29 protein-coding genes are annotated in these 26497 nt (G+C 69.3%); 17 read left to right on the top strand and 12 right to left on the bottom strand.

The window, feature by feature from the left end; all coding sequences use genetic code 11:
* Nucleotides 1-19: 19 nt before the first annotated feature.
* Entirely contained in the window at nucleotides 20-769 is a 750-nt protein-coding gene (arsH, locus tag AC1U89_RS18470; protein WP_479901114.1) for an arsenical resistance protein ArsH, read from the top strand.
* 20 nt (nucleotides 770-789) lie between these two features.
* Here arsH and AC1U89_RS18465 read toward each other — a convergent pair whose 3' ends face one another.
* Nucleotides 790-2361, bottom strand: coding sequence for a tetratricopeptide repeat protein (locus AC1U89_RS18465; protein ID WP_479901113.1), 1572 nt, complete (start codon nucleotides 2359-2361; stop codon nucleotides 790-792).
* 94 nt (nucleotides 2362-2455) lie between these two features.
* Between AC1U89_RS18465 and AC1U89_RS18460 the strand changes: the two genes are divergently transcribed.
* Nucleotides 2456-2956: a CPBP family glutamic-type intramembrane protease gene (locus AC1U89_RS18460; protein ID WP_479901112.1), complete on the top strand. Its 501-nt coding sequence runs from the start codon at nucleotides 2456-2458 to the stop codon at nucleotides 2954-2956.
* Nucleotides 2957-3208: 252 nt separating this feature from the next.
* Here the strand turns inward: AC1U89_RS18460 and AC1U89_RS18455 are convergent, their stop codons facing one another.
* Nucleotides 3209-3550 (bottom strand): hypothetical protein, encoded by a 342-nt coding sequence (locus AC1U89_RS18455; RefSeq protein ID WP_479901111.1) that lies wholly within the window; start codon nucleotides 3548-3550, stop codon nucleotides 3209-3211.
* Nucleotides 3551-3979: 429 nt separating this feature from the next.
* Between AC1U89_RS18455 and AC1U89_RS18450 the strand changes: the two genes are divergently transcribed.
* Entirely contained in the window at nucleotides 3980-4204 is a 225-nt protein-coding gene (locus tag AC1U89_RS18450; RefSeq protein WP_479901110.1) for a hypothetical protein, read from the top strand.
* Nucleotides 4205-4226: 22 nt separating this feature from the next.
* Here AC1U89_RS18450 and AC1U89_RS18445 read toward each other — a convergent pair whose 3' ends face one another.
* Both AC1U89_RS18445 and AC1U89_RS18440 read right to left on the bottom strand, forming a co-directional pair.
* A complete protein-coding gene (locus tag AC1U89_RS18445) occupies nucleotides 4227-5777 on the bottom strand; it encodes an arylsulfatase (RefSeq protein WP_479901109.1) in 1551 nt (516 codons plus the stop codon).
* Nucleotides 5778-5934: 157 nt separating this feature from the next.
* Nucleotides 5935-7629 (bottom strand): acyl-CoA dehydrogenase family protein, encoded by a 1695-nt coding sequence (locus tag AC1U89_RS18440; protein WP_479901108.1) that lies wholly within the window; start codon nucleotides 7627-7629, stop codon nucleotides 5935-5937.
* A gap of 143 nt (nucleotides 7630-7772) precedes the next feature.
* Between AC1U89_RS18440 and AC1U89_RS18435 the strand changes: the two genes are divergently transcribed.
* A complete protein-coding gene (locus AC1U89_RS18435; protein WP_479901107.1) occupies nucleotides 7773-8399 on the top strand; it encodes a glutathione S-transferase family protein in 627 nt (208 codons plus the stop codon).
* Between the two features lie 179 nt (nucleotides 8400-8578).
* Here the strand turns inward: AC1U89_RS18435 and AC1U89_RS18430 are convergent, their stop codons facing one another.
* Nucleotides 8579-9976 (bottom strand): hypothetical protein, encoded by a 1398-nt coding sequence (locus AC1U89_RS18430; RefSeq protein ID WP_479901106.1) that lies wholly within the window; start codon nucleotides 9974-9976, stop codon nucleotides 8579-8581.
* A 262-nt stretch (nucleotides 9977-10238) separates the two neighbouring features.
* On the opposite strand from AC1U89_RS18430, the gene AC1U89_RS18425 reads away from it, so the two are divergent.
* Nucleotides 10239-10814 (top strand): SH3 domain-containing protein, encoded by a 576-nt coding sequence (locus tag AC1U89_RS18425; RefSeq protein WP_479901105.1) that lies wholly within the window; start codon nucleotides 10239-10241, stop codon nucleotides 10812-10814.
* A 99-nt stretch (nucleotides 10815-10913) separates the two neighbouring features.
* Here the strand turns inward: AC1U89_RS18425 and AC1U89_RS18420 are convergent, their stop codons facing one another.
* The gene (locus AC1U89_RS18420) at nucleotides 10914-11663 is read right to left on the bottom strand and encodes a DUF2059 domain-containing protein (protein WP_479901104.1); all 750 of its coding nucleotides are present in this window, start codon (nucleotides 11661-11663) and stop codon (nucleotides 10914-10916) included.
* 125 nt (nucleotides 11664-11788) lie between these two features.
* Between AC1U89_RS18420 and AC1U89_RS18415 the strand changes: the two genes are divergently transcribed.
* Together AC1U89_RS18415 and AC1U89_RS18410 are read left to right on the top strand one after the other, a co-directional pair.
* Nucleotides 11789-13396: a serine hydrolase gene (locus tag AC1U89_RS18415; RefSeq protein ID WP_479901103.1), complete on the top strand. Its 1608-nt coding sequence runs from the start codon at nucleotides 11789-11791 to the stop codon at nucleotides 13394-13396.
* A 128-nt stretch (nucleotides 13397-13524) separates the two neighbouring features.
* Nucleotides 13525-13863 carry an endonuclease domain-containing protein gene (locus AC1U89_RS18410; RefSeq protein ID WP_479901102.1) on the top strand — a complete coding sequence of 113 codons (339 nt, stop codon included), beginning with the start codon at nucleotides 13525-13527 and terminating at the stop codon, nucleotides 13861-13863.
* 56 nt (nucleotides 13864-13919) lie between these two features.
* Here AC1U89_RS18410 and AC1U89_RS18405 read toward each other — a convergent pair whose 3' ends face one another.
* From AC1U89_RS18405 to AC1U89_RS18395, 3 genes are all read right to left on the bottom strand, one after another.
* On the bottom strand, nucleotides 13920-14351 hold the full coding sequence (locus AC1U89_RS18405) for a TetR/AcrR family transcriptional regulator (RefSeq protein WP_479901101.1): 432 nt from the start codon (nucleotides 14349-14351) through the stop codon (nucleotides 13920-13922).
* 84 nt (nucleotides 14352-14435) lie between these two features.
* Nucleotides 14436-15083, bottom strand: a complete 648-nt coding sequence (locus AC1U89_RS18400; protein WP_337686148.1) for a TetR/AcrR family transcriptional regulator — start codon at nucleotides 15081-15083, stop codon at nucleotides 14436-14438.
* Entirely contained in the window at nucleotides 15080-15307 is a 228-nt protein-coding gene (locus AC1U89_RS18395; RefSeq protein WP_479901100.1) for a CC0731 family SpdR-regulated protein, read from the bottom strand. The genes AC1U89_RS18400 and AC1U89_RS18395 overlap by 4 nt, the downstream gene beginning before the upstream one ends.
* Before the next feature lie 360 nt (nucleotides 15308-15667).
* Here AC1U89_RS18395 and AC1U89_RS18390 point away from each other — a divergent pair, with 360 nt between their 5' ends.
* From AC1U89_RS18390 to AC1U89_RS18380, 3 genes are all read left to right on the top strand, one after another.
* Nucleotides 15668-15865, top strand: a complete 198-nt coding sequence (locus AC1U89_RS18390) for a twin transmembrane helix small protein (RefSeq protein WP_479901099.1) — start codon at nucleotides 15668-15670, stop codon at nucleotides 15863-15865.
* A 99-nt stretch (nucleotides 15866-15964) separates the two neighbouring features.
* On the top strand, nucleotides 15965-16543 hold the full coding sequence (locus AC1U89_RS18385; RefSeq protein WP_479901098.1) for a cob(I)yrinic acid a,c-diamide adenosyltransferase: 579 nt from the start codon (nucleotides 15965-15967) through the stop codon (nucleotides 16541-16543).
* Complete coding sequence (locus tag AC1U89_RS18380) at nucleotides 16519-17316, top strand: DUF3658 domain-containing protein (RefSeq protein ID WP_479901097.1); 798 nt, start codon at nucleotides 16519-16521, stop codon at nucleotides 17314-17316. The genes AC1U89_RS18385 and AC1U89_RS18380 overlap by 25 nt, the downstream gene beginning before the upstream one ends.
* Nucleotides 17317-17334: 18 nt before the next feature.
* Here AC1U89_RS18380 and AC1U89_RS18375 read toward each other — a convergent pair whose 3' ends face one another.
* Nucleotides 17335-17607, bottom strand: a complete 273-nt coding sequence (locus tag AC1U89_RS18375; RefSeq protein ID WP_479901096.1) for a hypothetical protein — start codon at nucleotides 17605-17607, stop codon at nucleotides 17335-17337.
* A 117-nt stretch (nucleotides 17608-17724) separates the two neighbouring features.
* Between AC1U89_RS18375 and AC1U89_RS18370 the strand changes: the two genes are divergently transcribed.
* The 4 genes from AC1U89_RS18370 (at nucleotide 17725) to AC1U89_RS18355 (ending at nucleotide 21186) form a co-directional block, all read left to right on the top strand.
* Nucleotides 17725-18414, top strand: coding sequence for a DUF4336 domain-containing protein (locus tag AC1U89_RS18370; RefSeq protein ID WP_479901095.1), 690 nt, complete (start codon nucleotides 17725-17727; stop codon nucleotides 18412-18414).
* A gap of 180 nt (nucleotides 18415-18594) precedes the next feature.
* Entirely contained in the window at nucleotides 18595-19341 is a 747-nt protein-coding gene (locus AC1U89_RS18365; protein WP_479901094.1) for an electron transfer flavoprotein subunit beta/FixA family protein, read from the top strand.
* Nucleotides 19341-20282 carry an electron transfer flavoprotein subunit alpha/FixB family protein gene (locus AC1U89_RS18360; RefSeq protein WP_479901093.1) on the top strand — a complete coding sequence of 314 codons (942 nt, stop codon included), beginning with the start codon at nucleotides 19341-19343 and terminating at the stop codon, nucleotides 20280-20282. Before AC1U89_RS18365 ends, AC1U89_RS18360 begins: the two co-directional genes overlap by 1 nt.
* Nucleotides 20283-20460: 178 nt before the next feature.
* Nucleotides 20461-21186, top strand: a complete 726-nt coding sequence (locus AC1U89_RS18355; protein WP_479901092.1) for an alpha/beta fold hydrolase — start codon at nucleotides 20461-20463, stop codon at nucleotides 21184-21186.
* Here AC1U89_RS18355 and AC1U89_RS18350 read toward each other — a convergent pair.
* On the bottom strand, nucleotides 21183-21314 hold the full coding sequence (locus AC1U89_RS18350; protein WP_479901091.1) for a hypothetical protein: 132 nt from the start codon (nucleotides 21312-21314) through the stop codon (nucleotides 21183-21185). The two genes, AC1U89_RS18355 and AC1U89_RS18350, sit on opposite strands and share 4 nt — an antisense overlap.
* Nucleotides 21315-21442: 128 nt before the next feature.
* On the opposite strand from AC1U89_RS18350, the gene AC1U89_RS18345 reads away from it, so the two are divergent.
* Nucleotides 21443-22324, top strand: a complete 882-nt coding sequence (locus AC1U89_RS18345; RefSeq protein ID WP_479901090.1) for a LysR substrate-binding domain-containing protein — start codon at nucleotides 21443-21445, stop codon at nucleotides 22322-22324.
* A gap of 78 nt (nucleotides 22325-22402) precedes the next feature.
* Nucleotides 22403-24430 (top strand): alpha/beta hydrolase family protein, encoded by a 2028-nt coding sequence (locus AC1U89_RS18340; RefSeq protein WP_479901089.1) that lies wholly within the window; start codon nucleotides 22403-22405, stop codon nucleotides 24428-24430.
* On the opposite strand, the gene AC1U89_RS18335 is transcribed toward AC1U89_RS18340, so the two are convergent.
* Nucleotides 24427-24879 carry a MarR family winged helix-turn-helix transcriptional regulator gene (locus tag AC1U89_RS18335; RefSeq protein ID WP_479901088.1) on the bottom strand — a complete coding sequence of 151 codons (453 nt, stop codon included), beginning with the start codon at nucleotides 24877-24879 and terminating at the stop codon, nucleotides 24427-24429. The genes AC1U89_RS18340 and AC1U89_RS18335 overlap by 4 nt on opposite strands.
* An 85-nt stretch (nucleotides 24880-24964) precedes the next feature.
* Here AC1U89_RS18335 and AC1U89_RS18330 point away from each other — a divergent pair, with 85 nt between their 5' ends.
* Complete coding sequence (locus AC1U89_RS18330; protein WP_479901087.1) at nucleotides 24965-26497, top strand: FAD-dependent oxidoreductase; 1533 nt, start codon at nucleotides 24965-24967, stop codon at nucleotides 26495-26497.

Raw genomic sequence — 26497 nt, 5'->3', positions numbered from 1 at the left:
GACGCATATGGAGACGCCCGTGAGCCCTTTCCCCGCCCTCGACCCGAAGTTCCTGGCCCGGGTGGATCAGGACCGGCTCGAGACCGCCGCGCCGTCCACCCATCCGCCGCGCATCCTGCTGCTCTACGGGTCGCTGCGGGCGCGGTCGTTCAGCCGCCTGCTGGTCGAGGAGGCCGCCCGCATCCTCCAGGCGCTGGGCTGCGAGACCCGCGTCTTCGACCCGCGCGACCTGCCGCTGCCCGACGCCACGACGCCGGACCACCCCAAGGTCCAGGAGCTTCGGGCGCTGTCGCAGTGGTCGGAGGGCCAGGTCTGGTGCAGCCCCGAGCGGCACGGCGCCATCAGCGGGATCATGAAGGCCCAGATCGACTGGATCCCGCTGGAGATCGGCAGCATCCGCCCGACCCAGGGCAAGACCCTGGCGGTGATGCAGGTCAGCGGCGGCTCGCAGTCGTTCAACGCGGTCAACACCCTGCGCCTGCTGGGCCGCTGGATGCGGATGATCACCATCCCCAACCAGTCGTCGGTGGCCATGGCCTACAAGGAGTTCGACGAGGACGACCGGATGAAGCCCTCCAGCTACTACGAGCGCGTCGTGGACGTGATGGAGGAGCTGGTGAAGTTCACCCTGCTGACCCGCGACCGCGCCGACTACCTGGTCGACCGCTACAGCGAGCGCAAGGCCAGCGGGCGCAAGGCCAGCGGGCGCATCCCGGAGCATGTGGCGCTGGCCGCCGAGGCCATGCGCCACGAGACGGCGTCCGCCTGACCGCCGGCCGGGACCGCGCCCTACCCGGCCGCCTTCTGCGGCCCGGCCCTGGCGGCCTCGGCCTCCAGCCGCGCCAGCAGCTGCCGCGCCGAGTCGCTGCCGTTGTGCGGGTCGTTGGCCAGGGGCTTGAGCAGCGCCACCGCGCGCCGGTAGTCGCCCCGCATCGCCAGGGCCTGGACCGCGCTGATGGTGACCTCGGACACCTGCGGCGCCAGTTCGTTGGCCAGCAGCAGGCCCTCCATCACGTTGTCGCTGGGATAGCCCGGCGACAGCGAGCGGCTCTGGGCGTAGGCCAGCAGGATCTGGTAGCGGGCGCCGTCCAGCTTGAACGCCCGGCCCAGCACGCCCTGGGCCTGCTTGTACAGCGCCTCCTTGCGGGCCGGATCGGCGTCGCCGGTCTCCATCAGGATCCGGGCCTTCAGCTCAAGCGCCTCGACGTCCTCGGGCGCGGCGGCCAGCCGCCGGTCGATCACGCTGTCGGCGGCGGCGAAGTCGTCGGCCTGCAGCCGGGCCCGCGCCAGGGCCCGCTGGGCCAGGCCGTCGTCGGGATAGCGGGCGGCGCGCTTGGCGACGTCCTCGGCGAAGGCCTTGCGCGTCTCCAGGTCGCCGCGCGGCGAGATCATCCGCACCGTCTCCAGCAGCAGGTCGTCGGCGGAGGCCGGCATCGACGTCACCGTCACCTCGATCGGACGGGCGCGTTTGCGGGTGAAGGCGCGGACCGGCAGGTTGGTGCKCGTATAGTCGCGCAGGTCCTTCGTCAGGTCGGCCAGGCTCTTGCCGGTGGCGGTCTCCATCGCCTGCACCGACGGCGTCCCCTCGCCCACCGCCTTCATATAGGCCTGGAGCTGGGCGTAGCGGGCCGGATCGCTCATAAGGTAGTGGGTCAGCAGCCAGGCCTGCGGATAGTAGTTGGCGTACTGCGGATCGCCGATCCGGGGGCGCTGGGTGATCAGCTTGTCCAGCGGCATCCAGTGGCCCTGCATCAGCCAGCTGGCCCGGTTGGTGTTGAACTTGCCGACCACGATGCTGTCGCCGTCGAACGCCGTGGTCATGAAGTATTCGGCGTAGCCCTCCACCAGCCACGGCGCGTAGGCGTAGTTGAAGTACTGCTTCATGAAGTGGTGCACGTATTCGTGCAGCATCACGTCGTCGTTCTCGACCTCCTTGACCCGGCCCACGATGGCGACGCAGGCGATGCCGCCGGCGCCGGCGGTGTAGTAGCCGCGCAGGGTCTCGTCGGCGCCGGGCATGGCCCGCCGCAGGGCCGGCGTGCCGCGCACCAGATAGACGTCCAGCTTGCGCGGCGGCACGGCGTCGACCGGCAGACGGTGCATGAACCGCAGGACCATGTCGAAGTCCTCGAGCTTGGCGGCGTAGTCGCGCAGCACGTCCTCACCCACGATGCCGTGGACCACGAACCGCGGCGTCTCCGCYCGTCGCCAGGACCCCGTCTCGGGGGTGTCGGCGCGCGCGGCGCCGCCCGATACGCCCGCCAGGGCGGTCCCCATGCCGGAAAGGGCCAGCAGCCCCGCCAGCACGTCACGGCGATCGGTCCGGCCGTCCCCGGCCGCCGCGTCCCGCTTGTCGATCATCCCCTGCCCCCGAAAGCCACTCGCCCCCAGGTTAGGGCGCCTCGGCGACCAAACTCAAGCTTGGGGACGGCGGCGCATGGGCTAGGGTGGCGGCATGCCCGCGATTTCGCCGCAACGCCTGCGCCGGTCCCTGACCACCCTGCCCGACGCGCGGGGCTGGGCGCTGTGCGGCCTGGTCGCGGCGATCGTCGGCGGGCTGATGGCGGCGATCGGTTTCTCGACCGGGCTCTACGCCCCGACCCCGACCGTCCCCGGCCTGCCGCTGCGGCTGCTGGCCGTGCTGTTCGTCCCGGCCCTGGGCGAGGAGATCCCGTTCCGCGGCCTGCTGGTTCCGGGGCGCGACGAGGGCGGCCGCCCCTGGATGGCGATCACGCTCTCAACCGTCCTGTACGTCGCCTGGCACCCGCTGGAGGCCCTGACCTTCCTGCCCCAGGCGGCCATGTTCCTGCGCCTGGACTTCCTGGCCTGCACCGCGATCCTGGGCCTGGGCTGCGCGTGGATGCGCTGGCGCACGGGGTCGCTATGGCCGGCGGTCATCCTGCACGGCGGCTTCGTGGTGGTGTGGCAGACCTGGCTGGGCGGTGTGAGGCTGTAGCGTGAATCCCTCTCTCTTTGAGAGAGGGAGGGGCCCGCCGCGAAGCGGTGGGAGGGTGAGTGGTTTCACCCTTTGCCAGCAAATCCAGGGCCGATGAGCGCTCTTGGAAAGGCGGTTCGGATCTCGAGCATCGACGCGGCGCAAAGGCGCGCCGTCTCCTTCGGAGTCTGGTCCTGAGAGATTGTAACCACTCACCCTCCCACCGCTTCGCGGCGGGCCCCTCCCTCTCTCTWTGAGAGAGGGATTCCGCTCCTAGAACCTGAACCCCAGCTTCGCCCCGACGAACTTGCCGTCGGGGTCGTAGCCGCGCGCCCGGCCGGCGCCGCTCTCGTCGGCGTTGGGCTGGAGGCCGCACAGCAGGCCCGCGCCCAGCAGGGCGTCGCCGGCCTTGCCCTCGACCGAGGTCCGCGCCACGCCCGGCGGCAGCGGTGTCGGGGCGCGGGAATACAGCACCGGCAGGCCGGGCGCCTTGAGGTCCAGGGGCTTGGCCGGGGCCAGGGACAGCTTCGGCGGCGGGGCCTCGGCCTGAGCGACGCCCGCGCAGGCGACGGCGGCGATCAGGGCGAAGGTGGAAAGGCGGAGKGCGGCCATCATGCCTCCAAGATGGGGAACCGGCGGCGAACGCCAAGTCCTCGTCCAACCCGCCGACTGCGACGCTGCACCGCAGCAAAAATCCTTGACAATGACAACGTTGTCATTTATATTGGGCGCATGGGGACGATTTGATGTCCCGTCTGTTCCGGAAGAAGAAAAATGTTCAGCCTGATCGTCCTGACCGTCTCGGCCATCCGCGCGCAACGCGCCGCCGCCTGAGCCCCCCCCCGACAGCCGGTTCCGCCGGCTGACCTGAAAGGCCCGCGAACCCTCCGGTTCGCGGGCCTTTTCGTTTGTGCGGCGCGGCATCGATCGACGCTCCGCGACAGAACGTCACCTTGGGCGCCCGGCGCTACAGCCCGCCGTCAAGCCGTGTCATCGTCGGTCCACGGACGGCTCCGTCGGGGAGTCGCCTTCGGGGTTTCGATCATGGCCTATGACGCCGAACCGGGGCGGGAGCCCCAAGACGCCTTTTGCCCGGGCTGCCAGCGCACAATCCTGCAAGGCTCGCCGGCCACCAAGATGCACTTCGCCCAGGACCCGTACGGCAAGCTGGGCCTGTCGGGCGAGCTGTGGCACGCCGACTGCGCCCGCCCCTTCTGGGACAACAGCGCCCGGACGCTCCGGAACTGGGGCCTGGCGGACCAGGGATGACCCCGGTCCGCCCGGCCGCGCTCTAGCCGGCGTTGGGATTGGCCAGCTTGGCCATGGCCGTTTCCAGCGCCTTGTGCATTGACAGGGTGTCGGCGGCCTGCCGTGGCGGGTACTTCTTCAGGCTTTCCAGGTGCTCGCCGATGAACGGCGCGCCGGCGTTGGGGGCCCACAGCTTCGAGGCGAAGAACTTGCGGCCGATATAGCCCCACTCCTCGCTCTCGGGATCCATCTTCTCCATCGGATCCATGCGCAGATTGAAGATGTAGGGGATGCTGGGATAGCTCTTCTCGGTGAACCAGCTGCCGTTCTTCTTGACCCCGATGTGCATCTTCCAATTGTTGACGCGCACCGCCATCAGGTCGGTCTCGTCGTAATAGTAGTGCGCCTTGCGGGCCGACTGGTCGGTCTTGCCCGTCCACATGTCGATCTGGTTGAAGCCGTCCAGGTGGCACTTGTAGGTGACGCCGTTCATTTGATAGCCGTCCAGCAGCTTTTCCTTCACGCCCGTCGCGCCGCCGGCCTCGGCCAGCGTCAGGTAGAGGTCCTCGTGGTTCTGCAGGCCGTTGGATGAGGTCCCGGCGGGAATCTTGCCCGGCCACTTGATCAGGCAGGGCACGCGGACGCCGCCTTCCCAGGTGGTGCCCTTTTCGCCGCGGAACGGCGCGTAGCCGCCGTCGGGCCACAGCATCAGTTCGTTGCCGTTGTCGGTGGAGTAGATGACGATGGTGTCGTCGTCGACGCCCAGCTCCTTGAGCTTGGCCAGCAGCTTGCCGACGTGCTCGTCGTGCTCGAGCATCTTGGCGCGGACCACGTCTTCCTCGGCCCGACCCTCGTCGACCGCCTGTTGCAGGTATTGCTTCTGGGGGTGCGAGAAGATGTGGATGGCCGTGGTGTTGAACCAGCAGAAGAACGGCTGGTCGCCCTTGCCCGCCTTGTCCAGCCAGGTCAGGGCGTGCTCCAGCACCTCGCCGTCGAACGTTTCCATCCGCTTGCGGGTCAGCATGCCGGTGTTTTCGATCTTCTGCTTGCCGCGCAGGCCGAAGATGCCGTCGTCGGTGGGATCGTCCACGTCGGTGGCCCAGGCGTGCAGCACGCCGCGCGGGCCGAATTTCTTGGTGTAGTCGGGGTTCTTCTGGCCCGGATAGTCCAGCTCCTCGGGCTCCTCCTCGGCGTTGAGGTGGTAGAGGTTGCCGAACCACTCGTCGAAGCCGTGGACCGTCGGCAGGAACTCGTTGCGGTCGCCCAGGTGGTTCTTGCCGAACTGGGCGGTGGCGTAGCCCTGCGACTTGAGCACCTCGGCCAGGGTCGGATCCTCTTTCTGGATCCCTCGGGTCGAACCCGGAATGCCGATGGTGGTCATGCCCGTGCGCACCGGCATCTGGCCGGTGATGAAGGCCGCGCGCCCGGCGGTGCAGCTGGGCTGGCCGTAGTGGTCGGTGAACAGGCAGCCGTCCTTGGCGATGCTGTCGATGTTGGGGGTTCGCCCCATCATGCCGTGGGTGTAGGCCCCCACGTTCCACATGCCGATATCGTCACCCCAGATGACCAGGATGTTGGGCTTACCATTAGGCATTTTCACGCTCCGCGCTGGATGGCTGCGGGCGGAAAACTGATCGCGGAGCGGCCTTGGACCAATCGGGCGAACTACTGGGTCTGGTCGTATCTTTTTTTGGGGGGGGCGCGGCCGCCGCGGCGCCGCAACCTCCGGACAACCGGCCTGGGCGAGACCCCTAGTTCCCCTCCTCCAGCAGGCGCCGGGCGATGACCTGGGCCTGGATCTCGCCGGCGCCCTCGAAGATGTTGAGGATGCGGGCGTCGGCCAGCAGGCGGCTGGCGGCGTATTCCATGGCGAAGCCGTTGCCGCCGTGGATCTGCAGGGCGTTGTCGGCGGCGGCCCAGGCGACGCGGGCGGCGACCAGCTTGGCCATGCCGGCCTCCAGGTCGCAGCGCTTGCCCTCGTCCTTCTGGCGTGCGGCGAAATAGGTCAGCTGACGCACGCCCATGATCTCGGCCGCCATCATGGCCAGCTTGTTGTGGACGCGGGGGAACTCGAAGATCGCCTGGCCGAACTGCTTGCGGTCCAGGGCGTAGCCGAGGCCGGTCTCCAGGGCCGCCTGGGCCACGCCCACGGCGCGGGCGGCGGTCTGGATGCGGGCGCTCTCGAAGGTGGCCATCAGCTGCTTGAAGCCCTGGCCGGGCACGCCGCCCAGCAGGTTCTCGGCCGGCACTTCGAAGCCGTCGAAGCCCAACTCGAACTCCTTCATGCCGCGATAGCCGATCACCCCGATCTCGCCGCCGCTCATGCCGTCGGCCGGGAAGTCGTTCCCCTCGACGCCGCGCGGCTTGGGGGCCAGCAGCATCGACAGGCCCCGATAGTCGGTGGTGGCCGGGTCGGTGCGGACCAGCAGGGTCATGACGTCGGCGCGGGCGGCGTGGGTGATCCAGGTCTTGTTGCCGGTGACGACATACTGGTCGCCCTTCAGCTCGGCGCGGGTGCGCAAGCTGCCCAGGTCCGAGCCGGTGTTGGGTTCGGTGAAGACGGCCGTCGGCAGGATCGAGGCCTCGGCGATCTTCGGCAGCCAGTACTGCTTCTGGTCCTCGGTGCCGCCGGTCAGGATCAGCTCGCCGGCGATCTCCGAGCGGGTGGCGAGGGACCCGACGCCGATCCAGGCCCGCGACAGCTCTTCCGACACCACGCACATGGCGGTCTTGCCCATGCCGCTGCCGCCGTATTCCTCGGGGATGGTCAGGCCGAACACGCCCAGCGCCCCCAGCTCCTCGACCAGCTCGATCGGGATCAGCTGGTCCTTCAGGTGCCAGTCGTGGGCGAAGGGGGTGACCTTCTCCTCGGCGAAGGCGTGGAACTGGTCGCGGATCATCTCGAAGGTCTCGTCGAGCCCCGTGTGCTCGAGCGTGGGGCGGCCGCGCGCCTCGGCCAGGCGGYGGGCGACGCGGGTCTTCACCGCTTGCGTGCCGCCCTCGACCATCAGCTTCATGATGCCGTTCGAGAACAGGCGGTTCATCACCGCGCGGTCGTTGACCAGGTGGGCGGGGCGGACGATCTCGCCCTGGTTCATCGGGATGCCGCCGATCAGCTGGGCGGCGTATTCGGAAAACAGCAGCTGGGCCAGCAGGGCCTCGATCTCGCCAAACCGGCCCTCGGCCTCCAGCCGCTCGGCCCAGCCGGCGACCTGGTTCATCAGCTCGGCATAGGCGGCGTACCAGCCGTAGCCGTGCACCCGGTGCTGGTGCTCGTCGGCCAGGGCGCGGTCGATCTTGCCGTTCTCGCCGGCGATGGCGGCCTTCACCTCGGGCTTGGCCTCGGCCACGAACAGCTGGGCCGCGCCGGCGGCTTCACGCAGAAGCACGGTCAGGCCCGGCAGGATGAGAGATCGATCGGTTTCCTGGGCCACAGACGTCGTCATGGCTTGCTCCCGTGCGGCAAACAGTTGTTTTCTTTCACTGTGGAGCCTTTCGCAGCTGCGAGCAATGCCGCACTGCAACATAAATCGACCTGACGGGACCGAAAGTTCCCCGAGGCGTTCAACCAGGCCCAGGGGAGAAGAGCATGCTGATCGTCCACCACCTCAACGAGTCGCGCTCGCAGCGCATCCTGTGGCTGCTGGAGGAACTGGCCCTGCCCTACGAGATCCGCTTCTACGAGCGCGATCCCCAGACCCGCCTGGCGCCGCCGGCCCTGCTGGCCGTGCATCCGCTGGGCAAGTCGCCGGTGCTGACCGACGGGGCGGCGACGATCATCGAGAGCGGGGCGATCACCGACTATGTCATCCGCCGCCACGCCGGCGGCCGGCTGGCGCCCGACCCGGCCGGCGCGGACTACGACGCCTACCAGCAATGGCTGCACTACGCCGAGGGCTCGGCCATGCTGCCGATGCTGCTGCGGATGTATGTCGGCCGGCTGGGCGCGGCCGGCGCGCCACTGCACCCGCGCATCGAGAGCGAGATGGCCAACCACCTGTCCTATGTGGACGGCGCGCTGGAGGGCCGCGACTTCTTCGTCGGCGACGGCCTGACCGGCGCCGACATCCAGATGAGCTTCGTCGCCGAGGTCGCCAAGGCCCACGGCAAGCTGGCCGACTATCCGAACCTGGAGGCCTGGATCGGGCGCATGCACGCGCGGCCGGCGTGGAAGACGGCGCTGGAGAAGAGCGGGCCGTACAAGCTGGGGGAATAACCCCTCTCCCATGGGGAGAGGGCGGGGCCCGCCGCGCAGAGGTGGGAGGGTGAGGGGTTACGTCCTCACCGATTTCACACCAGCGCCGTGCCKGCACGCCGTCGGACGCCTTACCCCCTCACCCTCCCACGCCTTCGGCGCGGGTCCCTCCCTCTCCCCATGGGAGAGGGTTTCAGGCCCTACGGCGACGTCGCCACGGCCCACGAGAAGTCGGTGTGGGTCACCGTGGTGCTGAAGTAGGTCGGGTCGGTGAAGAAGGCGATCGGCTTGTTGTAGTTGGCCGGATAGGGCTGGCCGTTGCCCACCACCGCCACGCCGTGACAGCTCATGCAGTTGGAGGTGATCCCGGCGGGGATGCTGGGATCGGTCTCCAGATACGGGTTGAAGCAGACCTGCATGGTCTGGCTGCTGGGCGTGGTGGTCTGGTTGTAGGCCGTGCAGGCGGCGTAGTTGGTCCAGGGGCCGCCCAGCGAGGTCGGCTGGCCCTGCTTGCTGCCGGGGAAGCCGTTGGGCGTGTCGCCGCCCGGCTGCCACCAGAAGGTCTGCCAGGTCCAGAACGGGATCTCCTTGGTGTTGACGTGCATGGCCAGCAGCACGGCGTAGTCGCCCTCGGCCACGGTCTTGCCGGTGGCGGAGGCGAAGTTCTTGGCTTCCGAGGCCGTCAGCCGCACCGCGTACATCGTGCTGAGCGGGGCCCACAGGAACGTCTTGCAGGCCGTGCCGGCGGTGCTGACGCTCGCGATCTCGGCCGGGGTGGCGGGCCGCACCGGGCCGGTCCCGTCCGGCGAGACCAGCACGCAGGTCGTCCAGGTGCGGATCGTCGGATTGGTCGGGTTGGTCGCGCCGCCGGGGCCCTGCCATAGCGGCTGCACCGTCAGGCCCTTGGCGGCGACGGCGCCGAACACCGGCTTCAGCTCGATGGCCTGGACCGGGAACTCGTTGATCCCCCGGTTCTGCGGCGTGGTCCCTGTCGGCCACGAGGCGTTGAGCTTCGTCAGGCCCGACTGGGTGTTGTAGGCGTAGGTCTGACCGCCCGGTCCCGATTGCGGCGCGTCGATGAAGGCGGCGGCCTGCGGGTTGAACTTGTTGTCGGCGGTGACGTCGGAATTGCCGAACGTGCCCAGCGCCCCCAGCTTGACGCCCTTGGTATGATGGAACTGCAGCGGGGCGGCGAAGTTGCGGATCACCCGGGGCTTGGCCAGGCGGGCCTCCAGGGTGACGCCGTTCGTGCCCGCCTGGACGGCGGCCACATTGGAGGGGAACACGTCGTTGGGCCCGGCCCAGGTTTCCCAGATCGGCAGCTCCTGGTCGTTGAACTTCTGGCCCGACGGCGCGGCCATGGCCTGCCACAGGCTCCAGGCGTGGCCCCGGATCGATGCGGTGTCGCCGGCGTCGATCCAGGCGTTGATGGTGGCGGTGGGCACAGGGAAGTTCGGACCGACCGGCAGCGGCACCGGTGTCACCGCGCCCGCTGCCTTGGGCGGGGTCGCGCCTTCGCCCGCCGTGTTGGACGCCTGGTTGCAGGCCGCCGTCAGGGCCAGCAGTCCGGACGCCGCGATCAGACCGATCTTGCGCATAGCCGTTCCTCCCGTCTGGACGACTTTTGCGCTCATCCGTCGCCGCCGCCCTCATTGGTAGTATTCACCGCCAGGCTCGACCGTCAATAGAGCCCGACGGGCGCCGCCGCCGGGGCGGCCCGAGGGCCTTCCGGCGAAAAATCGGCACATGAACGAATTCTGTCGGCCAAGCTGTCGGCGCGGTTCAGCTTCGCCTTGGCATGGTGCGTCTCACGGGGCCGACGGCTCCGGACCATTTCCAAGGGACGAAGGACTTAAGACCATGACCAAGACCATCACCTTCAAGACCGCCATCACCGGCCTGGCCATGACCGCCACCGCCCTGACCCTGGTCGCGGCCCCCGTCAGCGCCAGCGCCATGTCGCAGAAGCTGGGCGGCGTCGTCGGCTGCAACGCCTCGGGCGGCAAGCAGGAGGCCGGCGCCGTGATCGGCGGCCTGCTGGGCGCGGTCGCCGGCAACAAGCTGTCCAAGGACAACAAGAAGACCGGCACCGCCATCGGCGCCGTGGTCGGCGCGGGCGCGGGCTCGTACGCCGGTTGCCAGATGCAGAAGAACCGCGCGGCCGAGAACGCCGGCGGGGTCTATGTCAGCGACGGCATCCGCGTGTCCAACAGCGTCGACGCCGCCCCGATGACCAAGATCAAGGGCAAGTACGTCGCCCGCTCGACCCTGAACCTGCGCGCCGCCGCCTCGACCCGCGGCCAGGCCGTCGGCTCGGTCCGGGCCGGTGAGACCTTCCAGGCCCTGGGCCGCACCGGCGACGGCAAGTGGATCCTGGTCGGCCAGGACGGCGTGGGCGTCGGCTACGTCTCCAGCGCCTACGTCTACCGGGCGTAACGCCCTTCCGGGACGGGCCGCTTAGCGTCAGGCCCCAATACAGTAAGCGTAAGGCGAGCCCGTCTGTCCCCCGGCAGGCGGGCTCGCTGCGTTGCGGCCTCAGGCCTTGGGACAGGCCGTGGAGGTGATCCCCCGGGGCTTGAGCGCGGCGCACAGCCGGACCTTGAACCGATCGGCCATGCCGGACACCTCGCGGGCGCTCAGCGACTGGCTGAGCTCGGCGCTGCCGATGGTGGCCCCTAGCGAGTCGAGGATCGCCGGATTGCGCATCATGTTCATGCCCGCCTCATGCTTTTCGGCCTCGGTCAGGGCCTCGGGCGTGCGCATCATCTTCTGGCCCAGGGGGGACTCGTAGAACGACAGGGCGCCGGTCAGCTGTTMGGCCGTCAGTCGGGCGGCGTAGTAGCGGTCCAGGCCCGTGATGATCCTGTCCATCATCTCGCCGCGCACGCCCACCAGGGCGTCGTMGACGGCCGCCAGGAACTGGGCCTTCTGTCCGGGCGGCGCGTTCACCAGTCCCTGGGCGGTCATGTCGCGCACCGGCGCCAGCGCCTGTTTCAGGGTTTCGTCCAGGGTGGCGCGGAAGCCCAGCGCCTTGACGAAGCGGCCGCCCAGGGCCAGCTGGCCGGCCGGGATCGGCTGCGTCCCCAGGGCGACGGCGACCGCCGCGCTGTTCTGGGCCTGCAGCGCCTCGGCCTCGGTCTTGGCCTTGGCCTGGGCGTCGATCTGGACCGACGCCTCGGCCTGGGGCTGAACCGGCGGCGCGGTTTGCGCCCAAGCCTGGGACGCGCCCGCCAGCAGGCCGATGAAGCCCAGACCGGCCACGACGGTCTTGCGGATATGGATCATGAAACTCCCCCTCGATGGTCGCCGCCATAGCACCGCTTGGCGCGACCGCCCAGGCGCCGTGCTGCGCCTTGCCCCGACTCCACCGCTAGGCTTCAGTGCGGGCCTGACTTTTCCGGGACGCCACCATGATCGCCACCACCCGCCGCGCCGCCCTGCTGTCGGCCTTCGCCACCGTCGGGGCCGCCGCCCTGGCGAAGCCGGCCTTCGCGCGGCAACAGGGCAAGGCCGGCGCCGCGGTCGACCAGTTCGCCCAGGAGGTGATGGCCGCCTTCCCCGACGAGCCGGGCCTGGGGATCTGCGTGGTCGAGGACGGCGAGATCACCCTGGCCAAGGGCTATGGCGTCAAGCGCCTGGGCGCGCCCGACAGGGTCACCGACTCCACCCTGTTCGGCGTGGCGTCCAACACCAAGGCCTTCACGGCGGCGGCCCTGGCCATGCTGGTCGAGGAGGACAAGGTCAAATGGGACGATCCGGTCACCAAGTACCTGCCCGCCTTCGAGATGAGCGACCCGGTCGTCACCAAGCTGATGACCGTGCGCGACCTCCTCTGCCACCGCTCGGGCCTGACCCTGGGGGCCGGCGACCTGATGATCTGGCCCAACCCCACCCACACGCGCGCCGACATCGTGGCGGGGCTGAAGTACCTGCCGATCGGCGGCCAGTTCCGGGGCGGCTACGCCTATGACAACGTGCTGTACGTGGCCGCCGGCGAGGTGATCGCCGCCGTCACCGGCGCCCCGTGGGAGGCGTTCATCCAGAAGCGGATCCTGGACCCGCTGAAGATGACCGACAGCGTGCCCCTGCCCTCGCTGATCGGGAACCGCTCGCGCGCCGAGCCTCACGCCCGCATGGGTCCGCCGGTGCGGGGCCTGGGGCCGCAGACCGTGCTGCCGTTCGACGGCAGCTTCGACTCGGCCGGCGCGGCGGGCGGCCTGAACGCCAGCCCGCGCGACATCGGCAAGTGGATGCAGGTCCAGCTGGGCCTGGGCACGGCGCCGGGCGGGGTCAAGCTGTGGACCGAGGCTTCGGGCCGCGAGATGTGGAAGCCCCAGACCATCACCGCCTGGTCCGACGGCCCGACGGCCGACAATCCGGTGCGCGCGTCCTTGCAGGCCTACGCCCTGGGCTGGTTCGTCAACGACCATCGCGGCGAGAAGATCGTCTGGCACACCGGGGGCCTGGCCGGCTTCATCTCGTATACGGGCCTGCTGCCGGGCCGGAAGTCGGGGATCATGGTCATGACCAACGCCGAGGAGGCGCCGGTCTTCCGCAGCCTGCGCTACGGCGGTCCCGACCGGCTGCAGGGGCGCAGCGACTTCGACTGGATCGCGTCGAGCCGGAAGGTCCAGGCCGAGAACGACGCCAAGACCATCAAGGACGCCGCCGAGGCGGTGACCCCCAAGGGCGGCGGCGTGGCCCCCACCCTGCCGCTGGCCGCCTATGCCGGGACCTATCGCGACCCCTGGTACGGCACGGTGACGGTTTCGCTCGTCGGGAAGGGCAAGAAGGCCGGCCTGAAGATCGCCTTCGACAAAACCCCCGCCCTGCGCGGCGCCCTGCAGACCTTCGACGGCGACACCTTCAAGACCCGGTTCGACGACCGCTCGCAGGAGGACGCCTTCGTGGTGTTCTCGGTGAAGGCCGGGGCGGTGACGGGCGCCACGATGCGGGCCGTCTCGCCGCTGGCGGACTTCTCGTACGACTATCAGGATTTGAAGCTGGTGAGGATTTGACCCCCTCTCCCGAAGGGGAGAGGGAGGGGCCCAACGCGCAGCGTTGGGAGGGTGAGGGGTGAAGCCGCGAAAAGCGAAACGCCCGTTACTTCGCTTGCCATTGGCATGGCCAAGGCCAAGCTCTCGCCATGGACCGGATCGTCAACGCCCGTCGCCTGCGTCAGAGCCAAACCTTGGCCGAAGAAAAGCTTTGGACGATCCTGCGCGGACGCCGCCTCGATGGTTACAAGTTTCGTCGCCAGGTTCCGATCGACCGCTACTTCGCCGACTTTGTTTGCCGGGACGCCAAGCTGATCATCGAGCTCGACGGCGCTTCACACGAGGATCGCTTCCTGCAGGATCAGGCTCGGACCGAGGTGCTGGAGCGCTGCGGTTTTCATGTCCTGCGGTTCGACAACGAGGCCGTGCTGTCCGACCCCGGCGCAGTCGCGGAGGCCATTGGCGCGGCGCTCCGGCTGAGGTTTTAACCCCTCACCCTCCCACGCTTCGCGTGGGCCCCTCCCTCTCCCAAGGGAGAGGGTGACTAGCTAACCCGCCACCCCTCGGCGATGAACAGGATCTGCTTGTCCATCATCGCCGACAGCTCGGCGGCCGTCGCCTGGCGGCAGGCGGCGAGGCGGTAGTTCCAGGCGTAGGCGGCCTTGAGCACGTCGATGGCCAGCTGCGGGTCGAGGTCGGGGCGGACGTCGCCGCGCTCGACGCCGCCCAGCAGGACGTCGCGCAGCATCTCGGTCAGGGGCTCGTTACGGCCGTACGGCGTGACGCCGGGATCTTGGCTCGGGCTGTAGGAGGCCGCGATGTGGGCCGTGGTGAACACGCTGCCGACAGAAACCCCCGCCCGTTCGGCGATCGCCCGGATGGTGGTCTCTTCGTAGCCCGTCTCGTTGAACAGGTCGCGAGCGGCCTCGAGAACCTTCTCGCGCGTCGCCTGTTTCTGCTCGTCTCTTACGCCCACGCATGTCCCCCCGGATAGCCTGCGTCGTACTATTGTCCCGGCGGCGGACGCTCCGACAAAGAGCGTCCGCCCCAGGTCGTGATCTTACGCGCGCGCGCCCGCCAGGATGACCTTCAGTTGATCCGAAAGTCGCGACAGCAGTGCTTCGACCGACCAGGCGTCGAAAATCGCCCGGCGATAGTTGGCCACATACACGTCCCAGATGATCTCGGCGAGCAGCTTAACGTCGGCTTCACCCTTAAGTTCACCACGCTCGACGCCGCGGGTCAGCACGCCATTCAGCAGGTTGAAGATGTGCTTGAGGTGCGAGCGGTTGCGGCGCTCGGCGGTTTCCGAGCGGGTCCACGACACGGCGATGCTGGCCTGCAGCAGCGGCAGCTGCTCGACATGGAAGCCATAGGCCACGGCGAACATGCCGATCACGCCTTCTTCCACGGTGGCGGCGGCCAGGCTGGCCTGCTTCATCTGGGCGTAGATGACTTCGTAGTCGGCGGTCAGGATCTCGTCGAACAGCTCGCTCTTGTCCGAGAAGCTGGCGAACACCGCGCCCGTCGACATGCCGGCGGCCTGGGCGATGTCGCGGATGGTCGCGCCTTCGTAGCCACGCTCGGTGAAGAGACGGCGGGCGGCCGACAGGACGCGTTCGCGCGTGCGCTGCTTGGCCAGGGCCCGGCGGGTCAGCTTGACCGGGGTTTCGGTCGGGGACTCGATGTTCAGCGAAACAAAGCTCATTRGGCAGTCTCCAGGCGAGCAAGCGCGGCTTCGGCGCGCTTCTCGAATTCATTGCAATATTCGTCGACGACGGCGGTGAGGACGTCGGCGTAGCGACGCGCCAGGGCGCGTCCGTCCTGCGCGGCGTCACGCAGGTCGATGATCAGTTGGCGGACTTCCGCCATGGCGTCTTCGCGCTCGGACGCGGAGAAGTCGGCGACAGCGGCGCAAGCGCTCTGGGCCATTCGGTTTTCTCCTGCCTCCCCGCTGAGGATGGGCGCTGACATGACCTGCGGTGAGGAGTTGATCATGTTCAACGAACGCGCACTAGAATTTGAAGGTGGCGCGTTTATCCCCTGCTGCAAGGGCGCGCAACCAAAAAACCGAACCAAAATCATCGAACAGCAGCGTTTCTGTCATGTATGGTACCGTTCTCGCGGGGTCACTGCGACAAATGCACTCAACGAACAGAGTCGGCGAATGCCGGTATGGAACCCAAGGATGCAGGGGCGACCGACTCGCGCGGCCAAGCTTGCGATAGACCTCTCGGGCGATCCCTCCAGCGCTCTGGCCAAGCCTGAAGCGAGGGCCTACTTTCCGCCGTCATGAGCCACCTGTTCGACTTCCTGATCCCGATCGCCCTGGGCGCGGTCCTGATCACCCTTTGCGTCGGCATCTACGCCCTGTTCCGGGGCGGGGATTTCGGGCGTTCCTATTCCAACAAGCTGATGCGCCTGCGCGTGGCGCTGCAGTTCGTGGCGGTGCTGGTGCTGGTCGCCGCCTTCTGGTGGCGCAACCACTGACCGTCGTTCTCTCAATGGGCCAGCGCCCGTTCGGTTGCGCGACGCGGCCCGGATCGTTCGCCTTCAGATAGATTAGGCCGCTGGATTGGAGGTCCGCCGATGGTGACGCTGAACCGCATCTACACCCGCACCGGCGACAAGGGCCTGACGCGGCTGTCCACCGGCCAGCCGGTCAGCAAGGCCTCCCTGCGGGTCGAGGCCTATGGCGGGGTCGACGAGACCAACGCCTTCATCGGCGTCGCGCGCCAGCATACGAAGGGCGACGCCGAGCTGGACGCCCTGCTCGAGCGCATCCAGAACGACCTGTTCGACCTGGGCGCCGACCTGGCCACGCCCGAGCAGAACGAAAAGCCCGAATGGGAGCCCCTGCGCGTGGTCGACAGCCAGGTCGAGCGGCTGGAACGGGAGATCGACGCGATGAACGCCCGGCTCTCGCCCCTGACCTCGTTCGTCCTGCCGGCCGGCAGCCCCGCCGCCGCGGCCCTGCACGTGGCCCGCACCGTCTGCCGCAGGGCCGAGCGCAAGCTGGTGGAACTGATGGGCGTCCAGGGCGAGATCGTCGGCGAGCCGGCCCTTCGCTATCTCAACCGTCTGTCGGACCTGCTGTTCGTCGCGGCGCGGCGAGCCAACGACGACGGGGCCGCCGACGTGCTGTGGAAGCCCGGGGCGACGCGGTGAGGCCGGCGCTCCACGTCGTCTTCACCCAGTCGGGGGCTCCGGAACTGCAAGAGGCCCTGATCCAGGCCGGACGCCCGGACGAAGTCGTGTTCTGCGCCGACAACTTCGCCTACGGCCCCATCGCCCCGGTCGATCCGGCCCAGCGCGAAGCCTGGCTGCGCGAAACGCTGGATCTGAATCCCGAGCCTTTCGGGTCCGATGACGACTTCTGGCGCCAGGCGCTGGACCCGGACCGCCGCCTGATCGGCTGGACCTCGACGCGCGTGGCCCAGGAACGGGCCGGCTTCCTGGAATGGCTCTGGCGGCTGGGCGATGCGCCCTGCGAGCTGATCGACCTGTCGGCAGTCCGCGCCGGCCGCGACCCGGCCGTGCTGCCGCTGCTCAATGGCGACAAAATCCGGGAATTTGGCCTGCTGGACCTCGCCCGCCCGCTGGAGCCGTCCGACCGTCACCGCCTTCGCCAGACCTGGCGCCGCCTACGGGACGAGAACGCGCCGTTGCGGATGATCCGGGCGGGCGAACTTGTGTCGGCGCCGCTGGAGGCCTTCGACCAGCAATTGCTGTCCCACGTCGAACCCGAATGGACCCGAGCCGTCCGCGTGATCGGCGGCGCGCTGGGCGACGTCTTCGACGACTGGATTTTTCAGGTCAGCGAGTACGTGCTGGTCTCGCGCCTTCGAGCCCTCGGCGAGACGGGGGCAATCGAGACACGCCCCTGCGAAGACCTCAAAGGGATTGGGGGCATCTGGGCCTACGAAGTCCGTCGCCTCTGAGCCCCTGCCCGCCTAACCCTACTTCTTGGCCGAATGCTCGGCCCGGGGGCCTTCCATCTTGTTGGGGTCGGTGTTGATCGGCGGCACGTTCAGCGGGCGCTGCGTGATGGTCTCGATCGAATAGAGCTTGGCGCACTTCATCCACTTGCCCGCCCAGGCGTAGTCCGGCCCGCGCGCGACGCAGCGGTCGCGCGGCCAGACGTAGAAGTAGTGGAAGCAGAAGACGCTCAGCGTGGCGCCGATGAACACGGCGAAGAAGATCTTCTGCAGGCGGGAGATGTTGCTCTTCATGGAGCCGCCTCATACTGGGCCGCCGCGCGGCTGGCCAGAGGCTTCTGCGTCGCGGCGGGCGGCGCTGGAAAGGCGCCGCCGGATGCGCTTAGCTGACCGCCAGCGCGAGGGCCTTCCATGCTGCAGCCGTTCGGTGAGGAAATCTGGCTGGCGGACGGCTCCATCGCCGTGGTGGCGGGCTTCCGCTTCCCGACCCGGACCGCCGTCATCCGCCTGCCTGACGGCGGGCTGTTCGTCTGGTCGCCCATCCGGCTTTCGGACGAGCTGAAGGCGGCGGTCGACGCCCTGGGCGAGGTGCGCCACCTGATCGCCCCCAACTCGATGCACCACCTGTTCGTGACCGACTGGCAGCGCGCCTATCCCGCCGCCAGGCTCCACGCCACGCTGGGCCTGCGCCAGAAGCGCCAGGACCTCGCCTTCGACAGCGACCTCGAGGACGCGCCGGCGCCCGGCTGGGCCGGCGAGATCGACCAGGTCCTGGTGCGGGGCAACAGGATCACCACCGAGGTCGTGTTCTTCCACCGTCGCAGCGGCACGACGATCTTCACCGACCTGATCCAGCATTTCGGCCCGACCTGGTTCACCGGCTGGCGGGCCGTGGTCGCCCGGCTGGACCTGATGACGGCGCCCGAGCCCGAGGTGCCGCGAAAATTCCGCGCCGCCTTCGTCGATCGCCGCGCCGCCCGCATGGCGCTCGACAAGATCCTGGCCTSGCCCACCCGGAAGGTGGTGATGGCCCACGCCCCGCCCGTCGAKAACGACGGCCAGGCCTTCATCGCCAGGGCGTTCCGATGGTTGTCGCCTTGAACGATCCCGTCCTTAAGTGTGCAGCGCAGCGGACGCGGGCGGCGAAGTATCGTACAACTGTTTGAACGTAGCGGCTGTTTATGCGTTACGCTTACGTCAGGGGAAACTTGCAAACCTGCCGCAACGCGGTAAGTGCGTTCGCGCAGGCAGGAAAAACTAGCCAGGAGGCGGCGTAGACCGATGAAGGTTCTGGTCCCGGTCAAACGGGTTATCKATTACAATGTGAAGGTCCGGGTGAAGCCCGATCAGACCGGCGTCGACCTGGCGAACGTCAAGATGTCGATGAACCCCTTCTGCGAGATCGCGGTCGAGGAAGCCGTGCGTCTGAAGGAAAAGGGCGTCGCCACCGAGGTGGTGATCGTCTCGATCGGCCCGGCCCAGGCGCAGGAAACCATCCGCACGGCCCTGGCCATGGGCGGCGACCGCGGCGTGCTGATCACGACCGACGCCGATCCCGAGCCCCTGGCCGTGGCCAAGCTGCTGGCGGCCGTGGTCGCCGAGGAGCAGCCCAACCTGGTGCTGATGGGCAAGCAGGCCATCGACGGCGACAACAACGCCGTGGGCCAGATGCTGTCGGCCCTGCTGGGCTGGCCGCAGGCCACCTACGCCTCGGCCGTGGAAGTGTCGGGCTCGACCGCCAAGGTCACCCGCGAAGTCGACGGCGGCCTCCAGACCCTGGACGTCGACCTGCCGGCCGTGGTCACCGCCGACCTGCGCCTCAACGAGCCGCGCTACGCGTCTCTGCCCAACATCATGAAGGCCAAGAAGAAGGAGATCGTCAGCAAGACGGTCGCCGACTACGGCGTCGACATCGCCCCGCGCCTCAAGGTCGTGAAGGTCGCCGAACCGGCCAAGCGCTCGGCCGGCGTCAAGGTCGAGACCGCCGCCGATCTCGTCTCCAAGCTCAAAACCGCGGGGGTGCTGTAATGGCCGTTCTCGTCGTCGCCGATAACKACAACGCGCACCTGCGCGATGGCACCCACAAGACCGTCACCGCCGCCCTGAAGCTGTCGGGCGACGTGGACGTGCTGGTGCTGGGCAAGGGCGTCAGCGGCGTCGCCGCCGAAGCCGCCAAGATCGCCGGCGTCCGCAAGGTGCTGGTCTCGGAGAGCGAGGCCCTGGGCCACGGCATCGCCGAGGCGGAAGCCGACGCGGTGCTGGCCGTCGCGGGCAACTACGACGCGATCCTGGTTCCGGCCACCTCGGGCGGCAAGAACTTCGCCCCGCGCGTCGCGGCCAAGCTGGACGTGGCCCCGATCAGCGACATCGTCGAGGTCGTCTCGGCCGACACCTTCACCCGCCCGATCTACGCCGGCAACGCCCTGGAGACCATCCAGACCAGCGACGCCAAGAAGGTGATCACCGTGCGCCCCACCGCCTTCGCGGCGGCGGGCGAAGGCGGCTCGGCCTCGGTGGAAACCGTGGGCGGCGCCGACGCCGGCAAGACCCGCTTCGTCAGCGAAGAGATGGTCAAGTCCGACCGTCCGGAACTGGCCGCGGCCAAGATCGTCGTCTCGGGCGGCCGCGCCATGGGCTCGGCCGAGGAGTTCCAGAAGGTGATCGAGCCCCTGGCCGACAAGCTGGGCGCGGCCGTCGGCGCCTCGCGCGCGGCCGTGGACGCCGGCTACGCGCCGAACGACTACCAGGTCGGCCAGACCGGCAAGGTGGTCGCCCCGTCGCTGTACATCGCCATCGGCATCTCGGGCGCCATCCAGCACCTGGCCGGGATGAAGGACTCCAAGGTGATCGTCGCGATCAACAAGGACGCCGACGCCCCGATCTTCCAGATCGCCGACTACGGCCTGGTCGCCGACTACAAGACCGCCGTGCCGGAACTGATGGACGCCCTGACGGCGGCCGGTAAGTAAGACTTTCGTCGCGAGACGAAGACAGGAAAGGCCCGGGCGCGATCCCGGGCCTTTTTCTTTGGGCGCGGTGGATGAAGGTGGGGACACACACTCACCCCACCGCCTCGCCCCTTGACCATGAGCCGTGGGGTGAGTGTGTGTCCCCCGTGTCTGTCCCCTCCCCTGCCAAGGACCCCGCATGCCCTACGTCACCCATCGCGGCCAGCGCATCCACTACACCGTCGAGGGCGAGGGGCCGTTGGTGGTGCTGCAGCACGGGCTGTTCATGGACGGCGAGAGCTGGCGGGCCAACGGGATCGTCGACGCCCTGAAGGGCCGCCACCGCGTGGCCTGCGTCGACTCGCTGGGCCACGGGCTCAGCGACAAGCCGGCCGAAGCCCGGCTCTACGACCAGGAGCAGCGGGCAGGCGACCTCGCGGCGGTGATCGACGACCTGGGAGAGTCCAGTGCTGCGGTGTTCGGCTATTCGATGGGCGCCTGGATGGCCGTGGGCCTAGCCAAGCATCACCCCGAGAAGGTCTCGCGCCTGATCGTCGGCGGCTGGGACCTGGTCAACGGCGTGCCGAAAGGGCCGCAGGGCCCGCTGACCTTCGACATCTTCATGGCCTTCGCCCGCGCCACGGCCCCGGCCCTGGTGGGCTGGGTCACCCCGGAGATCGAGCCGGCCATGCGCGCGTGCTTCGAGGCCCTCTCCCAGCTGGACGGCGCGCCCGAGGCGGTGTTGGGCGGAGGTTTCCCCGTGCTGCTGTGGGACGGGCGGGAAGACCCCTATCACGCCCCGATGCAGGCCTTCGCCGCCGCGCAGGGCCTGCCGTTCCTGTCGAGCGACGGCGGCCACGTGCCGGCCATCGTCACGCCGGGGGTGGAGACGGTGGCGCGGCTGGTTGCGTTCCTGGAGGGCTAGCGCGGGCTGTGGATCGGCACGCTGGCCKCCCAGGGGACTTCGGCGTTGGGCAGGGGGGCCGACAGCTTGTCGATCGAGGCGAACAGGAAGGTCAGGACGGCGACGCCGGAGATCAGAAGCAGCTTCATGGGAGCACCTGTGAGCATGGGTTTCGGCCTCAGCGGCCTGTCACAGGTAAGATGCCCCTCCGCAGCGGGCTTTACGAACGATGGTATCTAAGCGAACTTGTCAGCCTGACTAACAAGTTCGAGCCGCTATGCGCCTGCCGCCGTTCCTGACCCTGACCGCCCTGGAGGCCGCCGCCCGCCATCGCAGCTACAGCMGCGCGGCCCGCGAGCTGTTCGTCACCCACGGCGCGGTCAGCCAGCAGATCCGCAAGCTGGAAGAGGAACTGGGGACCAAGCTGTTCGTCCGCCAGGGCAACGCCATGGTCCCCACCGCCACCGGCCAGCGCCTGGCCGGCCACGTCACCGACGCCCTGGCCGCCTTGCGAGCGGGCGTCGACGAGGCGCGGCTGGCGGCCAACGGCCCGCTGGTGATCAGCAGCAGCGCCGCCTTCGCCCGGGGCTGGCTGGTCACCCGCCTGGAGCGCCTGTCGCGTGAACTGGACGAGCCCGACCTGATCGTCCGCGCCGAGGACCGCGTCGCCGACCTGACCACCGACGGCGTCGACATCGCCTTGCGCTTCGGCCTGGGGAACTGGCCGGGCGTGGAGTCGGCCACCCTGATGATCGAGCGGCTGTTCCCGGTCTGCAGTCCCGACTTCCTGGTCCGACATCCGATCAAGGAGCCGCGCGACCTGCTGGACGCGCCGTTGCTGCGCCACGTGGGCCTGCCGTGGTCGATGTGGCTGACGGCCATGGGCGTGGACGAGGCTCCGCGCCGGCAGGGCCTGGGCTTCGAGGACACCGCCCTGATGCTGGACACCGCCGCCCACGGCGTGGGCGTGGCCCTGGCCCGCAGCGGCCTGGCCGACCGCGACCTGCGCGAGGGCCGCCTGGTCCGCCCCTTCCCCGGCGAGGTGGCCGTCGACACCGGCAACCACTTCGTCTGGCGCGCCGACAGCCCCAAGCTGGCGCGGATCCTGAAGCTTCGGGACTGGTTCCTGGCCGAGACGGCGGGGCTGAGGGACGCCTGATCAAGTTTTCACCAAGCTTGGCTATGGGCGGCCGGCCGACTCCAGCCTATCAGGGGTTGTTTTTCGCTTGAGACACCGATGCCCAAAGCCTTCCACGCCGCCGTCGCCGGCCTGACCCTGTCCGCCTCCGCCCTCGTCCTGACCACGCCCTGGACCGCCGCGCACGCGGCCGACCGTCCCGCCGCCAGCCCGGCGGCCCTGGCCTTCGGAGCGCGTCCCCGGGTGCAGCAGGCCAGCCTGTCTCCCGACGGCCAGTCGATCGCCCTGGTCCAGTCGCTGGCGGGCCGAGGCTCGGCCCTGTTCGTGGCGCGGCTGAACGGCGAAAGCGCGCTCAAGCCGATCCTGACCTCCAGCGGCGACCCGGACCGCCTGACCAGCTGCCGCTGGGTGTCCAACACCCGCCTGGTCTGCGGCGTCTTCATGAACGTCGTGCAGGACGGAAACCGACTGGCCTACACCCGCACGATCGCCCTCGACGCCGACGGGGGCAAAGTCCAGGAACTGAGCGTCCGCCAGCGGGGCCTGGAACTGGGCTATCACCAGGACGGCGGCGAGGTGGTCGACTGGCTGGCCGGCGACACCAGCGGCTCGGTCCTGATGACCCGCACCTACGTGCCCGAGGCCAGCACCGGCACCATCCTGGCCAACCACAAGCAGGGCCTGGCCGTCGAGCGGGTCGACACCAACACCCTAAAGCGCCTGACGGTGGAACAGCCGCGCCCCGACGTGGTCGACTATGTCTCCGACCAGCACGGCGTGGTCCGGCTCTACGCCCGGCAACCCAAGACCACGGACGGCTACAGCCGGAGCCAGCTGAACTACTACTATCGCCCGACCGACGGCGGCGACTGGCGGCCCTTCACCACCTACGACACCGACGCCGACACCGGCTTCGCGCCCGTGGCGGTGGATCGCGACCTGAACGCCGCCTACGGCTTCGAGTGGGTGGACGGCCGGCGGGTGGTCAGCCGCATCTCGTTGGACGAAGCCCGCAAGCACGAGGTGCTGGTGGCGCGCGACGACGTCGACGTGGACGAGCTGGTGGAGATCGGCCGCCAGAGCCGCGTGGTCGGCGCCAGCTTCGTGACCGACAAGCGCCAGACCGTGTTCTTCGACCCGGCCCTGCAGAAGCTGGCCGCGGGCCTGACCAAGGCCCTGCCCGGCCATCCGCTGATCAGCTTCGTCGACGCCAGCCTGGACGAGGACCACCTGCTGCTGTGGGCCGGCGGCGATGTCGATCCGGGCCGCTACTACATCTACCAGAAGAGCACCCACCAGCTCAGCGAGGTGGTGGACGAGCGCCCCGAGCTGGCGGCGTTCAAGCTGGCGACCGTCCAGTCGGTCACCTACAAGGCCGCCGACGGGACCCAGATCCCGGCCTATCTGACCCTGCCCGCGGGCAGCGACGGCAAGAACCTGCCGGCCATCGTCATGCCGCACGGCGGACCGGGCGCCCGTGACGAGTGGGGCTTCGACTGGCTGGCCCAGTACTTCGCCAATCGCGGCTACGCGGTGCTGCAGCCCAACTTCCGCGGCTCGACCGGCTATGGCGAGGCTTGGTTCCAGAAGAACGGCTTCCAGTCGTGGCGGACCGCGATCGGCGACGTCAACGACGCCGGCCGCTGGCTGAAGGACCAGGGGATCGCCGCGCCGGGCAAGCTGGCCATCGTCGGCTGGTCGTACGGCGGCTACGCGGCCCTGCAGTCGTCGGTGCTGGACCCGGACCTGTTCAAGGCCATCGTCGCCGTGGCCCCGGTCACCGACCTGGACGCCCTGCGCGAGGAGTCGCGCCACTACACCAGCTTCAAGCTGGTCGACGCCTTCATCGGTCGCGGCCCGCACGTGCAGGAGGGCTCGCCCGCCCAGAACGCCGCGCGGATCAAGGCCCCGGTCCTGATGTTCCACGGCGACCAGGACGCCAATGTCGGCGTGGCCGAGTCCCGCCTGATGCTGGCGCGCCTGAAGGCCGCCGGCGGCAAGGCCGACCTCGTGGTCTTCCCGGGCCTGGACCACCAGCTGGACGACGGCGTCGTCCGCGCCCAGATGCTGGACCGCGCCGACGCCTTCCTGCGGACCTCGCTGGGCCTGCCGGCGGCCGCGTCCTAGCCGCCGTCCTCGGTCATCCCGCTCATCCCGTCGGCGAACTTGCGCATCAGGCGCACCAGGTCGTCGAAGTCCTGCGGGCTCCAGTCCTCGAACAGTTGGACCGCCATCCGCCCGCGCGCGGCGTCCAGGGCGTCGGTGGCGGCGCGGCCCTTGGCGGTGACCACCGCCTCGCGGACCCGGCGGTCGGCCTGACCGGCCCGGCGCTCGACCAGGCCCAGCTCCTCCAGCCGCGCCACCTGGCGGCTGACCGTGGTGTGGTCGCGCCCCACCCGGCCGGCCAGGTCGACCACGCCGATCGGTCCCAGGCGCTGGATGAACACCAGCAGCGGGAACAGCGCGCGCTCCAGCGCCAGCCCGGCCTTTTCCAGCAGGGCGGCGTCGTTCTCGGGCCGGTTCAGCACGCTGGCGATGTCGATCAGCGACCGGTGCAGCTCGGGCAGCGAACGCAAGATATGTGTATTTTGCACATTATTTGTTGACATGGATCTCGCGGTCTCGATATGTGTGCGCAATACACACATTATCGAGGCGGCCATGAACAAGCAAGTTTCCACCTCCACTCAAGTCCTGATCTGCGGCGCCGGCGCGGCCGGCCTGACCCTGGCGATCGACCTGGCCCGGCGCGGCGTGGCGATCCGGCTGATCGACAAGCTGCCCGCCCCGTTCGCCGGCTCGCGCGGCAAGGGGATCCAGCCCCGCACCCTGGAGGTGCTGGAGGACCTGGGCGTCATCGACCGCCTGGCGGCCGTGGGCGCGCCCTATCCGGTCCAGCGCCTGCACAAGGCCGATGGGACCTTCACCGACAGCCAGGAGGTCATGGTCTCGCCGCCGACGCCAGAGGAGCCCTACCGCACGCCCCTGATGGTCCCGCAGTTTCGCACCGAGGCGGTGCTGCGCGAGCGCCTGGCCGAGCTGGGCGGGACGGTCGAGTACGGGCTCGAGCTGACGGGCTTCGACCAGGACGCCGACGGGGTCACGGCCACGGTCGCCGGCCCGGACGGGGTCGAGACGATCCGCTGCGGCTGGCTGGTCGGCGGCGACGGCGGCCGCTCGTTCGTGCGTCACGCCCTGGATATCGGCTTCCCCGGCAAGACGCTGGGCGTGCGGGCCGTGGTCGCCGACATCGCCCTGGAAGGCCTGTCGCGGGACTTCTGGCATCGCTGCGGCGAGGGCGACATGGACCGGCAGATCGGCCTGTGCCCCCTGCCCCACACCGACCTGTTCCAGCTTCAGGCGCCGATCCCCCTCGAAGCCGAGATCGACCTGTCCGTCGCCGGCCTGCAGGCCTTCATCGACGACCGTTGGACCGTCGGCCGCCTGAAGGTGAACCGCGTGGACTGGGCCTCGGCCTACAGCATGAACGCCCGCCTGGCCGACCGTTACCGCGTGGGTCGGGTGCTGCTGATGGGCGACGCCGCCCACATCCACCCGCCGACCGGGGGCCAGGGCCTGAACACCAGCCTGCAGGACGCCTACAATCTGGGCTGGAAGCTGGCCGCCGTGCTGGCCGGCGCGCCCGACGCMCTGATCGACACCTACGAGGCCGAGCGCCGCCCCATCGCCGCCGGCATGCTGGGCCTGGCCACGGGCCTGCTGGAGAAGGCCAAGCAGGGCGAGATCAAGCGCGGCCGCGAAGTGCACCAGCTGGACCTGGGCTACCGCTTCTCGCCGCTGGCCCTGGACGCCGTCCGGCCGGAAGACCTGCTGCAGCCCGGCGACCGCGCGCCCGACGGCCGCCTGGAGGGCGCGGCCGGCGGATCCAAGCGCCTGTTCGACCTGCTGGCCGGTCCGCACTGGACCCTGCTGGCGCGCGCCGCCGACCCGGCCGCCCTGCCGGCGCCCCGCCCTGGCCTGCACGTCCACCGCGTCGGCGGCGCGAGCGGCGACCTCCAGGACCCCGGCGACGTGCTGGGCGGGACCTTCGGCCTGGCCGAGGGCCAGACGGCCCTGATCCGGCCGGACGGCTATGTCGCGGCGTTCCTGGCCGCGACGGACGGGGCGCGGCTGGAGGCGTATCTGGCGAGCGTGGGGCTGGACGCGCCCGCCCGGGCGGCGCGGGCGGCCTAG

It is taken from the genome of Caulobacter sp. 05T431 (genome assembly GCF_056665975.1).
The sequence above is the reverse complement of the archived record's forward strand: the minus strand, read 5'-3'. Positions and strand labels throughout refer to the sequence as shown.